Origin of the sequence: Pseudomonas sp. GD04158, assembly GCF_029834875.1 — a bacterium.
GTDB lineage: Bacteria > Pseudomonadota > Gammaproteobacteria > Pseudomonadales > Pseudomonadaceae > Aquipseudomonas > Aquipseudomonas hydrolytica.
Genome location: NZ_JAODYT010000008.1, coordinates 60,174 through 72,661, shown reverse-complemented (window position 1 = coordinate 72,661; position 12,488 = coordinate 60,174). Strand labels below are relative to the sequence as shown.

General features: G+C 64.6%; 15 protein-coding genes. 7 read left to right on the top strand and 8 right to left on the bottom strand.

What is annotated here, in order from left to right; all coding sequences use genetic code 11:
• The first annotated feature begins 6 nt into the window (after positions 1–6).
• A complete protein-coding gene (locus N7333_RS05500) occupies positions 7–201 on the top strand; it encodes a hypothetical protein (protein ID WP_129483400.1) in 195 nt (64 codons plus the stop codon).
• 8 nt (positions 202–209) lie between these two features.
• Entirely contained in the window at positions 210–452 is a 243-nt protein-coding gene (locus tag N7333_RS05495) for a hypothetical protein (protein WP_129483399.1), read from the top strand.
• Positions 453–494: 42 nt separating this feature from the next.
• On the opposite strand, the gene N7333_RS05490 is transcribed toward N7333_RS05495, so the two are convergent.
• The gene (locus tag N7333_RS05490; protein WP_003241003.1) at positions 495–1,220 is read right to left on the bottom strand and encodes an amidotransferase; all 726 of its coding nucleotides are present in this window, start codon (positions 1,218–1,220) and stop codon (positions 495–497) included.
• A gap of 296 nt (positions 1,221–1,516) precedes the next feature.
• Here N7333_RS05490 and N7333_RS05485 point away from each other — a divergent pair, with 296 nt between their 5' ends.
• Genes N7333_RS05485 through N7333_RS05475 form a run of 3 tightly spaced genes read left to right on the top strand, consistent with a single transcriptional unit; the run spans position 1,517 to position 2,173 of the window.
• On the top strand, positions 1,517–1,630 hold the full coding sequence (locus tag N7333_RS05485) for a PA2485 family small membrane protein (RefSeq protein ID WP_277425981.1): 114 nt from the start codon (positions 1,517–1,519) through the stop codon (positions 1,628–1,630).
• A 21-nt stretch (positions 1,631–1,651) separates the two neighbouring features.
• Positions 1,652–1,852, top strand: coding sequence for a type III secretion system co-regulatory protein PtrC (gene ptrC, locus N7333_RS05480; protein WP_003241007.1), 201 nt, complete (start codon positions 1,652–1,654; stop codon positions 1,850–1,852).
• 54 nt (positions 1,853–1,906) lie between these two features.
• On the top strand, positions 1,907–2,173 hold the full coding sequence (locus tag N7333_RS05475; protein ID WP_003241009.1) for a PepSY domain-containing protein: 267 nt from the start codon (positions 1,907–1,909) through the stop codon (positions 2,171–2,173).
• Between the two features lie 96 nt (positions 2,174–2,269).
• On the opposite strand, the gene N7333_RS05470 is transcribed toward N7333_RS05475, so the two are convergent.
• A complete protein-coding gene (locus N7333_RS05470; protein WP_129483398.1) occupies positions 2,270–4,414 on the bottom strand; it encodes a 3-hydroxyacyl-CoA dehydrogenase NAD-binding domain-containing protein in 2,145 nt (714 codons plus the stop codon).
• 161 nt (positions 4,415–4,575) lie between these two features.
• Positions 4,576–5,781 carry an acetyl-CoA C-acetyltransferase gene (locus tag N7333_RS05465; RefSeq protein WP_129483397.1) on the bottom strand — a complete coding sequence of 402 codons (1,206 nt, stop codon included), beginning with the start codon at positions 5,779–5,781 and terminating at the stop codon, positions 4,576–4,578.
• Between the two features lie 688 nt (positions 5,782–6,469).
• On the opposite strand from N7333_RS05465, the gene N7333_RS05460 reads away from it, so the two are divergent.
• The gene (locus N7333_RS05460; protein ID WP_129483396.1) at positions 6,470–6,829 is read left to right on the top strand and encodes a rhodanese-like domain-containing protein; all 360 of its coding nucleotides are present in this window, start codon (positions 6,470–6,472) and stop codon (positions 6,827–6,829) included.
• 26 nt (positions 6,830–6,855) lie between these two features.
• Positions 6,856–7,635 (top strand): cytochrome c, encoded by a 780-nt coding sequence (locus tag N7333_RS05455; RefSeq protein WP_177491226.1) that lies wholly within the window; start codon positions 6,856–6,858, stop codon positions 7,633–7,635.
• A 77-nt stretch (positions 7,636–7,712) separates the two neighbouring features.
• On the opposite strand, the gene N7333_RS05450 is transcribed toward N7333_RS05455, so the two are convergent.
• The 5 genes from N7333_RS05450 to N7333_RS05430 all read right to left on the bottom strand — a co-directional run bounded on the left by N7333_RS05450 (position 7,713) and on the right by N7333_RS05430 (position 12,440).
• Positions 7,713–8,102 carry a VOC family protein gene (locus tag N7333_RS05450; protein ID WP_129483394.1) on the bottom strand — a complete coding sequence of 130 codons (390 nt, stop codon included), beginning with the start codon at positions 8,100–8,102 and terminating at the stop codon, positions 7,713–7,715.
• 111 nt (positions 8,103–8,213) lie between these two features.
• Positions 8,214–9,011: a transglutaminase family protein gene (locus N7333_RS05445; protein WP_129483393.1), complete on the bottom strand. Its 798-nt coding sequence runs from the start codon at positions 9,009–9,011 to the stop codon at positions 8,214–8,216.
• Positions 9,008–9,958 carry an alpha-E domain-containing protein gene (locus N7333_RS05440; protein WP_003241023.1) on the bottom strand — a complete coding sequence of 317 codons (951 nt, stop codon included), beginning with the start codon at positions 9,956–9,958 and terminating at the stop codon, positions 9,008–9,010. The genes N7333_RS05445 and N7333_RS05440 overlap by 4 nt, the downstream gene beginning before the upstream one ends.
• 3 nt (positions 9,959–9,961) lie before the next feature.
• Positions 9,962–11,371, bottom strand: coding sequence for a circularly permuted type 2 ATP-grasp protein (locus N7333_RS05435; RefSeq protein ID WP_003241025.1), 1,410 nt, complete (start codon positions 11,369–11,371; stop codon positions 9,962–9,964).
• Positions 11,372–11,765: 394 nt separating this feature from the next.
• Positions 11,766–12,440: an alpha/beta family hydrolase gene (locus N7333_RS05430; RefSeq protein ID WP_279858571.1), complete on the bottom strand. Its 675-nt coding sequence runs from the start codon at positions 12,438–12,440 to the stop codon at positions 11,766–11,768.
• Positions 12,441–12,488: the final 48 nt, after the last annotated feature.

The following is a 12,488-nucleotide window of genomic DNA, read 5'->3' as shown; positions in this document are numbered from 1 at the left end:
CAGAACATGTCCCGTCTCTCTCAAGCCGCCCGCAACGGCGCCCTCGCGGGCATCGGCCTGTACCTGATCAGCACCTCCACGGTGCTGGTCGTGAGTTACGCCAGCCTGCAGCCCAGCACCCCGACCATCGAGCAGCCCGGCCCACTGCACAGCCTGATCACTCGCCTACCCGCCCTGCTCGGCGCATTCTCGCAGGGGTGAGTACGATCATGATCAGAACGCAACGCACTCGCATGCTGATGCTCGCCAGCCTGTCCCTGCTGACCACCCTGCTGGCGCTCGGCGGTATCGGCAAAAGCTCGGCTGGCGCCGTGGCGCGCAATATCGAATGCTGCCACAAGCTGGCTCACCACCTGGATCTGGCCGAAAGCCTCAAGCGGCAGTTGAGCAGCCCGCCGCCGAACAGAAGCGAGCGTCTCTCGCCCTACTTCGTGCTCACCCAGCAGGCATGAAAAAGCCCGGTAACCCGGGCTTTTCTCTGGATCGGGTCAGGCTCAGGCCTTGGCTTCCTTACCCTGCGCCACGAAGCGCATCATCCACTCGGCCACTGCGCTGCCTTGCTGCGAATGCTTGAGGCTGTCCACGCCTCGCTGATAGACCTGCTCACCGAGATGCTGCTGACGCAGATCAAGCAACGCGCGCGAGTAGTCGTGGACGAACTCCGGATGCCCCTGGAAGCACAGCACCTGATCTTCGATGTGATAGGCGCCAATCGGGCAGAAATCGCTGGACGCAAGCAGCGTGGCCTTCTCCGGCAGACGGGTGACCTGATCCTGGTGACTGATCAGCAACTGCAATTCGTCCAGCGCCGGGCTCATCCACTCGGGCTTGCCCTCCAGACGGTAGCTGTGAACGCCCACGCCCCAGCCCTGCTCGGCACGCTCGGCCTTGCCCCCCAGCAGCAATGCCAGCAACTGGTGACCGAAGCAGATGCCCAGCAGCTTGTCGCCACGCTTGTAGCGTTCGAGCAGGTATTCCTTGAGCGTCTGGATCCACGGCTCGCTGCCGAAGGAATCGGCCTTGCTGCCGGTCACCAGATAGGCATCGAACTTCTCGCTATCGGGCGGGTAATGCCCCTCCACCACGTTGTAGACACTGAACTCCGCCGCGACCGGCTGCTGAGCGAACAGCTGCTCGAACATGCGGCCATAACCCTGGTACTGGTCGACCAGTTCGGGGCGGAGGATGTCAGTTTCCAGGATGCAGATACGCAGTGACATGGGGTTTCCTGTGGTGAACACGCGGATGGGTGATTTGTGCGTTTTTCTTAACACATGACCTCGCACAAGGAAATAGCCATCCCTGATTTGTCAGCACATTTGACTTCGGCGAACGCTGTGCAACGGCATGAACAGTCGTAAATTAAAATTTACAGCCAAGCTGAACCAGTCTCGGATCGAACACCATCAGCCGCCTCGATAGTTACCATGCACGCCATTCACTTCTGTGATCGCTAGAGCGCAGCGAATATCGACACATCGGGCAGTCGCCCACATCGCACAGAAGGAAATCGATCATGAGCATCTACGCCGCACTCGCCAGCTTTGCCGCTGCATCCGCCTTCCAGACCGCCGCCCCGGCCCGTACCGAGCAGGTTGCCCCCGCAGCCCGCGACGTTCGTCCGAGCTGATACAAGCGCAGGAGAGCAGCCATGCACAGCCAACTCAGCCAAGACGCCTACGGCGTCACCTATGTCCACCTGGAAGACGGCGGCCTGCAGTTCGAGACCGAAGCCGCTCTGCAGCTCGATGACGGCAGCATGCTGACCCTGCGCATGCCGACCCGTTACAGCGAGATGCTGGCGATCCACGAAGCCGTGTGCATTCGCCAGGGCTGGTGCCAGGCGGCGTGAAGTCGCGATGATCTAGACTCCTCGGGCATCTTCAACGGAACGAGGAACTGGCTCATGCAGATACGCAACCTCACTACCCTGCTTGCAGGCGGCCTGTTACTGGCCGGCAACGCCGTGGCGGATCGCCCCGGCAGCGACTGGATCAGCATCGAGGACGCCCTGAGCAAGGCTCGTGCAGCCGGCTACACCGAACTGCACAAGATCGAGGCGGACAGCGATGGCTACTGGGAAGGCGAAGGCCTGAAACAGGACGGCCGTCTCTACGAGTTCCGCATCGACGGCAAGAGCGGTCAGGTGATCCGCGATCAGCTGGAAGACTGAGCAAAATGGAAACGGCCCTTGCGGGCCGTTTCTGCTTGTGCGGCAGGCGGGGCGCTCGGTGCGCATGGCGCATCCGAACCTGCCTGACGTTCTGCCTCAGAAGGTTTCGCCCTTGGCCGCCTTCTCCAGCAACAGCGCCGGTGGCAGGAAGCGCTCGCCGTACTGTTCGGCCAGGTACTGGGCCCGCGCGACGAAGTCTTTCACCCCGTACTGATTGATGAACTGCAGCGCACCGCCGGTCCAGGCGGCGAAGCCGATGCCGAAGATCGAGCCGATATTGGCGTCGGCCACCGACTTCAGCACGCCCTCTTCCACGCAGCGCACCGTCTCGATGGCCTGGATGAACAGAATGCGGTCGCGCACGTCCTCCTGCGAGATCTGTGCATCGGCCTTTTCGAAACGTGCCTTGAGCTCCGGCCACAGGTGCTTCTTGCCCCCGGCCGGGTAATCGTAGAAGCCCATGCCCGCCGCTTTGCCCGGACGCTTGTACTCGTTAAGCATCAGATCGATGACAGCAAAGGCCGGATGCTCGGGGATGGATTTGCCCTCGGCGGCCAGGTCCTTGATGGTCTGCTGGCGGATATGGTTCATCAGGCTCATGGACACTTCGTCGCTGATCGCCAGCGGCCCGACCGGCATGCCGGCCTTGCGCGCCTCGTTCTCGATCATCGCGGCGCTGACGCCTTCGCCGAGCATGGCCAGGCCTTCGTTGGTGAAGGTGCCGAACACGCGCGAGGTGAAGAAGCCGCGGCTGTCGTTGACCACGATGGGGGTCTTCTTGATCTGCATGACGTAGTCGAAGCCACGCGCCAGGGTCTCGTCACTGGTCTTCTCGCCGCGGATGATTTCCACCAGCGGCATTTTGTCCACTGGGCTGAAGAAATGCAGGCCGATGAATTTCTCCGGTTTTGCCACGGCAGTCGCCAGACCGGTGATCGGCAGCGTCGAGGTGTTGGAGGCGATCACCGCATCGCTCAGCGCCGCGGCCTCGGCGGCAGCGGTGACCTTGCCCTTGAGCGCACGGTCCTCGAACACCGCTTCGATGATCAGGTCGCAGCCCTCGAAGTCTGCCTCGCTATCGGTGGCCTTGATCCGCGCCAGGAAGGCGTCGCGTTGCTCGCCACTCATATGGCCCTTGCCGACCTTCTTGTCGAGCAGCTTGGCCGAGTAGGCCTTGCCCTTCTCCGCCGCTTCGACGGACACGTCCTTGAGCACCACCTCGATGCCGGCCGCTGCCGATACGTAGGCGATACCGGCGCCCATCATGCCTGCACCGAGCACGCCGACCTTCTTCGTCTGGGTTTTCGGGTAGCCCTGCGGGCGCGAGCCGCCAGCGTTGATCTCGTTGAGCTGGAACCAGAAGGTGCCGATCATGTTCTTCGCCACCTGACCACAGGTCAGCTCGGTGAAGTAGCGTGCCTCGATGATCTGCGCAGTGTCGAAGTCGACCTGCGCACCTTCCACAGCGGCGCACAGGATCTTCTCCGGCGCCGGGAAGCAGCCCTTGGTCTTGTCGCGCAGCACGCTCGGGGCGATGGCCAGCATCTGCGCCACGTTCGGCGAACTGGGCGTGCCGCCGGGGATCTTGTAGCCCTGCACGTCCCAAGGCTGCTTGGCCGCCGGGTTGGCGGCGATCCAGGCGCGGGCCTTGGCCAGCATCTCCTCGCGGTCACTGGCCAGGTCGTGAATCAGTCCGGCCTTGAGCGCTGCCTCGGGGCGCACCTTCTTGCCTTCGGCCAGATACGGCAGCGCCTTTTCCAGGCCAAGCAGGCGCACCATGCGCACCACCCCGCCGCCGCCCGGCAGCAGGCCGAGGGTGACCTCCGGCAGGCCGAGCTGCACGTGGCTTTCGTTCAGCGCGATGCGGTGGTGACAGGCCAGGGCGATTTCCCAGCCGCCGCCCAGCGCTGCTCCGTTGATGGCGGCGACCACAGGTTTGCCGAGGGTTTCCAGACGGCGCAACTGGCCCTTGATCCTGAGGATCATCTCGTAGAAGCCCTGGGCCTCGGCCTGGGTGACCTTGATCAGCTCATTGAGGTCGCCGCCAGCGAAGAAGGTCTTCTTCGCCGAGGTGACGATCACCCCGGCGATCGAGTCCCTTTCCGCTTCCAGGCGATCGACGATCTGGCCCATGGCCTCGCGGTAGACCGCGTTCATGGTGTTGGCGCTCTGGCCGGGCATGTCCATGGTCAGGACGACGATATTGTCCTGGCCCTTTTCGTAACGGATGGCGTCAGTCATTTCATTCACTTCCCAATGTTCGGGGAGCGCTTCAGGGGCGTCACGAGCGAAGGTCAGGCTAGGCGGAAATCATTCGGAAAGCGGAGTTTGCTGTAGCAAATGAGCATTTCCGGAGGATTTCCAACGCGGCATGGCCGAGCGCAGTAGCCCGTGATAGCTCCTTAAATACGTTCGATAATCGTTGCGATACCCATGCCACCGCCAACGCACAAGGTGGCGAGGCCATAGCGCAACTGACGCTTCTCCAGTTCATCGAGCAGCGTGCCGAGGATGGCGCAGCCGGTGGCGCCCAGCGGGTGGCCCATGGCGATGGAACCGCCATTGACGTTGACCTTGTCCTCGCTCACGCCCATGTCCTTCATGAACTTCATCACCACCGAGGCGAAGGCCTCGTTGACCTCGAACAGGTCGATGTCGTCGATGGACAGCCCCGCCTTGGCCAGTGCCTTGCGCGTGGCCGGCGCCGGGCCGGTGAGCATGATGGTCGGGTCGGTGCTGGTCACCGCCGTGGCGACGATGCGCGCGCGCGGTTTCAGGCCCAGCTCCTTGCCCTTGGCTTCGGAGCCGATCAGCATCAGCGCCGCGCCGTCGACGATGCCGGAGCTGTTGCCCGGCGTATGCACATGGTCAATGCGCTCGACATGGCTGTAGACGCGCAGCGCGGTGGCGTCGAAGCCCATCTGGCCCATCATCTCGAAGCTGGGCTTGAGCTTGCCCAAACCTTCGAGGGTGGAGTCGCCGCGAATGAACTCGTCATGATCCAGCAGCACGATGCCGTTCTGATCGGTCACCGGTACCAGCGACCTGGCGAACGAACCATCGGCGCTGGCGCGCGCGGCCTTCTGCTGCGAGCGCAGGGCGAAGGCATCGACATCGGCGCGACTGAAACCCTCCAGGGTGGCGATCAGGTCGGCACCGATGCCCTGCGGGACGAAATTGGTGTGGATGTTGGTTTCCGGGTCCATCACCCAGGCGCCCCCGTCAGAGCCCATGGGCACGCGCGACATGGACTCCACGCCACCGACCACCACCAGATCCTCGAAGCCGGAGCGCACCTTCATGGCGCCCATGTTCACCGCCTCCAGGCCCGAGGCGCAGAAGCGGTTGAGCTGCACACCGGCGACGCTGACATCCCAGTCCGCAACCATGGCGGCGGTCTTGGCGATATCGGCGCCCTGATCGCCCACGGGCGTCACGCAGCCCAACACGATGTCGTCCACCTGGCTGGTATCCAGGTCGTTGCGGGCCTGCAAGGCGTTCAACAGGCCGGCGACCAGTAGCACCGGCTTGACGCTGTACAGCGCGCCGTCCTTCTTGCCCTTGCCGCGCGGTGTGCGTACCGCATCGAAAATATATGCTTCGGTCATGGCGTCCTCGGAGACTGATACGGCGCTGGCGGAACATTACGAACCGGCCGCGCCTGTTCTTATTGAGCCTGACTACCATAGCGCCGGGGCATCAGCGCTCAATGACCTAAGCGCTCAGCACCATTGACCGCTGAGCTCAGACGAACGGTCGTTTGCTCGAGCGGACACCTGCAAGGGCAAGCAAGCTGTCTGCCTCAAGGCCTGCATTGTTGTGGAGGACCTCCTACATAGCCCCAGCTTCCTAACAGTACTTCGTTAGCAACCAAACCATCTAAGCAAGCTGTGACGCCAGCCCTAGAGTTACCTCGACACCCGTGCGGAAAAAACGGGTACAGGGAGCCGTCGCCGGGTCATGCCGGGGCGGTGAATCAGAGTAACGCCCAGGTGTGACGCAGCGACCTGTCGGACAGTGATGCAGGCGCCCGACGCCACTCCCATAACAACAAAAGGCATGCGGCCATGTTCAAACAGCCGAAATATCGCCAGGCTGGTGTAATCCTTTTCGCCACGGCACTCATCCTGATCCTTCCCAATCTGACCCGTCTGGTCAGCTGAACGTCCACCCTCCCCGCTGCTGTGCGACGCCGTGGTGCGTTACGCGCAGGGCGGGCGCTTGACTCATGTCTCCGTCTGGACGGCACGCGGAGCTCGGGCAAAGATAGGGCACCAGTCCACCCCGGAGCCTGACATGCGTCTTGCCATCTTATTGAGCGGTCTGCTCACCCTGCTCGGTGCTCAAGCCGAAGAAGCGGACCATGCCGCCGCCCTCGCCAGCCTGCAACGAGCCGACAGCCTGCTGATCGACGTGCGCAGCGCGGAGGAATTTTCCGCCGGTGCCCTGCCGGGCGCGATTCGCATCGGTCATGACGAGATCGCTGCGCAGATCGCCAGCATCGCACCGGACAAGGACCGGCCCCTGGTGCTCTATTGCCGCAGCGGCCGCCGCTCGGGCCTGGCCAAGCAAAGCCTGGAAGAGTTGGGTTACCGCGAGGTAATCAATGCCGGCGCCTATGACGATCTGCTGCCTCTGCTGGAGGCCGACCAGTGAAAGCACTGTTTCTTGCGCTGCTGGTCATGAGCGGGACGGCGCAGGCCGCGCAGCTCGAGGTGCAACTGAGCGGCGGGCAACGCAGCTGGAGCAGCAGCGAATTGCTCGACCATCCGCAGGCACGCGATATCGAGATAGACGAAGACGTGAGCTACAAGCGGCCCATGCGTTACCGCGCGGTGCCCATAAGCGCCCTGCTGGACGGCGTCAGCGCGGGCGACCACTTGCAGGCCGTGGCCCTGGACGGGTTTGCCGCCGAACTGCCGGCCGCCACCCTGCTGGCGCGCGAGGGTGCCAAGGCCTGGCTGGCCATCGAAGACCCGCAGCATCCGTGGCCACCGCTGGCCAAGGGCAAGCCCAGCGCCGGTCCCTTCTATCTGGTCTGGACCGATCCGGCCGCCAGCCAGATCGGCCCGGAGCAGTGGCCCTTCCAGGTCGCCCGGATTCGCCAGCTCGCCGCGGTCGAACAGCGCTTCCCCGCCCTGCTGCCGGCAGCGGACGCCAGCGCCGAAGTCCGTACCGGCTTCGCCCTGTATCAGAAGAACTGCATGGCCTGCCATCGCCTCAATGGTGCGGGTGACTCCGAGTTCGGCCCCGACCTGAACATCCCGCACAACCCGACCGAGTACTTCACCGGCGATTTCCTGCGCCAGTACATCCGCAACCCGCAGAGCCTGCGGCGCTGGCCGCAGGGGCGCATGCCGGGGTTCACCCAGCAGGTGCTGAGCGAGCAGGAGCTGACCGAGCTGATCACCTATCTGGCGCACATGGCCGATATTCGGGATCAGCGCAGCGAACGTCAGTAGATGCCGGCGGGTAAGCAGGGCCGCCCGCGCCACGCGCATCTTCGGCAGCCTGAAGAGGATGGTGCGCGCGGCGCACCCTACCCGCGCGGATAGACGACGAAGGCCAGCTTGTTGCCGTCCGGGTCCCTGACGTAGGCCGCGTAGAAGCCCTCGCCGTAGCGCGGACGATAGCCCGGCGCGCCCTCGTCGCGTCCGCCGCTGCTCAGCGCGAGACGGTGCAGGCGGTCGACCTGCTCCGGCTCGGCGAACTGGAAAGCGGTCATCACGCCATTGCCGACGCTGGCCTGGTTGCCGTCGTAGGGATAGCCGACGTAGAAACGTGGAAAAGCCAGATCCTCGACCCGGCCGTAGCCGACCGAGGCCTCGTCCTTCCAGCAGACCTGCAGGCCCATTTCGGCGCAAAGCGGGTCATAGAAGCGCAGGGCCTGCGGCAGATCCCGCGTTCCCACCATGGTGTAGGCAATCATCGTTCGAGTCCTCCTCATCTGGCGCGCCTCGACCAAACTGGCGCGCACCGATATTAGGGAAAGACTCGCAACCGCCGGGCTTCGTTCAGCCCCGCTCGCCCGCCGAGCGACTCACTGCTGGCGCACCTGCAACAACGGCGCAACCTGCACCTGCGCGTGCATCTGCTCGCAACCACCACCCCGGCGCATGCCGCGCACCGGGCAGGCATCGAGGTAGTCCAGGCCGACCGCCAGCTTGAGGTGGCGCTCTGGACGCGCCAGGCAGTTGGTCACGTCGAAGCTGTACCAGGCATCGTCCAGCCAGGCCTCGGCCCAGGCATGGCTGGCCAGGTGCTCGGCGTCGTCGGTGTAGAGATAACCCGAGACGTAGCGCGCCGGCACGCCGAGGCTGCGCGCGCAGGCGAGAAAGGCATGGGTGTGATCCTGGCAGACGCCGCGCCGGCCGGCGAAGGCTTCGGCGGCGCTAGTGTCCACCTCGGTGATGCCCGGCTGGTAGGCGATATGGGCATTGAGCGCATGCATCAGGTCGATCAGGCCGTTGCGATCCGTACGCGCCTTGCTCTGCTGCGCGGCGAATTCGCGGATGGCGTCGTCGGCCTGGGTCAGGCGGGTGAAACGCAGGAATGGCAATGCCGACTGGCGCTCGTGCTCGGCCTCGCAGCTTTCGTCGATGTCCACCTGACCGCGGGCGCCAATGACGATGGATTCGTGCGGCTCGTCCAGGGTCAACACGTGCAGGATGTTGCCGTAGGGATCGAGCTGGGCATGCACCGGGCGCGGCAGGTCGAGCTGCCAACTGAGCACCTGCTGGCGCTCGCTGTCGTGCGGCGTCAGGCGCAGGTACTGGATGCTCGCGCGCACCTGATCATCGTAACGGTAGGTGGTGTCATGACTGATCGAGAGTCTCATGCGACCTCCAGGTAGGACGTATGGATGGTGTTGCCCAGCTGGCGCACCAGCAGGATGAAGTCGGTGAGCCAGGCGTGCAGGCCTTCGTCGAGCACCTCGCCGATGCTGGTGTAACGCAGGCGGGCATCCAGCTCGGCGGCCAGACGCTGCGCCGGGCGACCGTTCTCGCCGGGCAGGCCGGCAAGCATCAGGTTGAGTTCTTCCAGGCAGGCGCGCAGCGAGCGCGGCACGTCCGGGCGCAACAGCAGCAGCTCGGCCACCTTGCGCGTGCGCGGCGAGCCGCGGTAGATCTCGGCGAAGGCCTCGAATGACGACAGTGCACGCAGTAGCGCACTCCACTGGTAATAGCTGCGCGCGGTGCGCTCTTCCAGTTCGTCGATTTCCTCGCCAAGCATTTCGTAGCGCGCATCGAGCAGGCGCAGGGTGTTGTCGGCGCGCTCGATGAAGGTGCCCAGGCGAATGAAGCGATAGGCCTCGCCACGCATGATGGTGCCGAAGGTGGCGCCGCGGAACAGGTGCGAACGCTCCTTGACCCACTCGCAGAAACGGCTGATGCCGTAGCGTCCCAGCCCCTGCTCGGCGATGCCGCGCATCTCCAGCCAGGAGGCATTGATGTTCTCCCACATGTCCGCAGTGATCCGCCCGCGCACCGCATGAGCGTTGCTGCGCGCGGCCTGCAGGCAGCAGTAGATACTGCCCGGGTTGCTCGCATCGAGGGCGAAGAAGTGCAGCATGCGCTCGGCGTGCAACGGGCCGTGGCGCTCCAGGTAGTCGTCCAGAGTGCCGGTGATGAGCAGCGGCATGGCCAGTTCATCCAGGCCGTCGCCACGACCGTCCTGCGGCATCAGTGACAGCGAATAGCTGACGTCGAGCATGCGCGCCAGGTTCTCGGCGCGCTCCAGGTAGCGCGACATCCAGTAAAGATCGGAGGCAGTTCTCGAAAGCATGGGTCAGTCCTCCACCACCCAGGTGTCCTTGGTACCGCCGCCCTGCGACGAGTTGACCACCAGCGAGCCTTCGCGCAGTGCCACGCGCGTCAGGCCGCCGGGCACCAGGCGGGTTTCGCGGCCGGTCAGAACGAACGGGCGCAGGTCGATGTGACGTGGGGCGATGCCGCGCTCGACGAAGGTCGGGCAGGTCGACAGGCTCAGCGTCGGCTGGGCGATATAGGCCTCCGGCTTGGCCTTGAGCCGCTCGCGGAAGGCTTCGATCTCGGCCTTGCTCGCCGCCGGGCCGACCAGCATGCCGTAGCCGCCGGAACCCTGGGCCTCCTTGACCACCAGCTCGGACAAATTGGCCAGCACGTGGGACAGTTCCTCCGGCTTGCGGCACTGCCAGGTCGGCACGTTCTTGAGGATCGGCTCCTCGTCCAGGTAGAAGCGGATCATGTCGCCGACGTAGGGGTAGACCGACTTGTCGTCGGCCACGCCGGTGCCGATGGCGTTGGCCAGCACCACGTTGCGCGAGCGGTAGGCCGACAGCAGGCCGGCGACGCCGAGCATGGACTCGGGGTTGAAGGCCAGCGGATCGAGGAAGGCGTCGTCGAGGCGGCGGTAGATCACGTCCACCTGCCGCGCGCCGGCGGTGGTGCGCATGTAGACCTTGTCGTCGCGCACGAACAGGTCGGCGCCCTCCACCAGTTCCACACCCATCTCGCGGGCGAGGAAGGCGTGCTCGAAGTAGGCGCTGTTGAAGCGCCCCGGCGTCAGCACCACCACCGTGGGATTGTCCAGCGGGCTGGAGCTCTTCAGCGCATCGAGCAGCAGATTCGGGTAGTGATCCACCGGGGCCACGCGTTGCGCGGCGAACAGCTCGGGGAACAGGCGCATCATCATCTTGCGGTCCTCGAGCATGTAGCTGACGCCGCTGGGTGTGCGCAGGTTGTCTTCCAGCACGTAGTAGCTGCCGTCGCCGTCACGCACCAGGTCGACCCCGGCGATGTGCGCGTAGATGTCGCGGTGCAGGTCCAGGCCCTGCATGGCCATCTGGTAGCCCTCGTTGGCCAGTACCTGCTCGGCCGGGATGATGCCGGCCTTGATGATGCGCTGGTCATGGTAGAGGTCGGCGAGAAACAGGTTGAGCGCCTGCACTCGCTGGATGCAGCCGCGCTCGACGATGCGCCATTCGCTGGCAGGGATGGCGCGCGGGATGATGTCGAAGGGGATCAGGCGCTCGGTGCCCTGGTCATCCCCGTAGAGGGTGAAGGTGATACCGGCGCGGTGGAACAGCAGGTCGGCTTCTCGTCGGCGCTGGGCCAGCAGATCGTCCGGCGTCTCTGCCAGCCAGCGGGCAAATTCGCGGTAGTGCGGACGGACAGCGCCGCTCGCGTCGTACATCTCGTCATAAAAGGTGCGGGCCATGCCGTACTCCTTGTCACCCGGACTTGCAGCATCCTCTGCAAGGCCCGAGCCAGCGCTCTTATTCCTTTAATTTCAATCAGTTGCGCAAACAAACCGAACAAAACGCACCATCTCGGTGCGGCGCAATCTTTCCGTCATGACGCTCCGCCCTATTGCGTGGCACCGCTGGCTCCGCAGGGCGGCAAGCGGCCCGCCAATGCAGGCAAAAAGCCTGCAAAGCCCGCGCTGACACGGGCCGGGACACTTAGCTGTCACATTGCGTGACCGCTCGGTCAAGCGCAACCGCTTTTGCAGCGGTCGCGCCACGAAAAAGACTCTGAAGGGGCTTGGCCACAGGACCCTTCCTGCTAACGCCCCGACTCTCATCCGGACCGCAGAACGGCCACATTCCCCGTCAACTTGCTCCCAGTTGCCTGGCGATGACCTGAGCCGCGCTGTCGAGGTGTTGCTCATGGCTGAAGCCGGAGGCCTTGAGCGGCTTGAGATCATGATCGGCCGCCTGCAGCCAGTACAGCGCGATGGCCGGCGACAGGTCATAGCCAGCGACGGCCTCGCGATTGCCCAAGGCATCGCGCTCTCCCTGAACGATCAGCGTCGGCGTGCGCAGCTCGGCGAGATGGGCGACTCGTGGCTTCTCCGACTTGCCGGCGGCATAGAAGGGATAGCCCAGACAGATCAGCGCAGCGGCGTCCAGCTCGTCGGCCAGCAGGCTGGCCATGCGCCCGCCCATGGACTTGCCGCCGATGGCCACGGGCCCTGCGACCCGTTGGCGCACCTGGGCATGCACCTCGCGCCATTGCTGCAGCAGCTGCGCCTGCGGATTGGGCGGCCGTTTGCGTCCGTCCACCCGGCGCTGCGCCATGTAGGCGAACTCGAAGCGCACCACGCGCACGCCGCGCGCCGCCAGACCCTGCGCCATGTGCTGCATGAACGGGCTGTCCATCGGTGCGCCCGCGCCATGGGCCAGGATCAGCGTGCTGCGCGCCACCTGCGGCGGTTCGTCCCACAACCAGGGCAGCCCCTGCTCCCATTGACCGGCGTCAATAAACCCAGATGGCCCTTTGCTCATGCTTGCCTCGCGTCGATATCCGTGGTGTCCGTGGCTTGCTCATGCCTG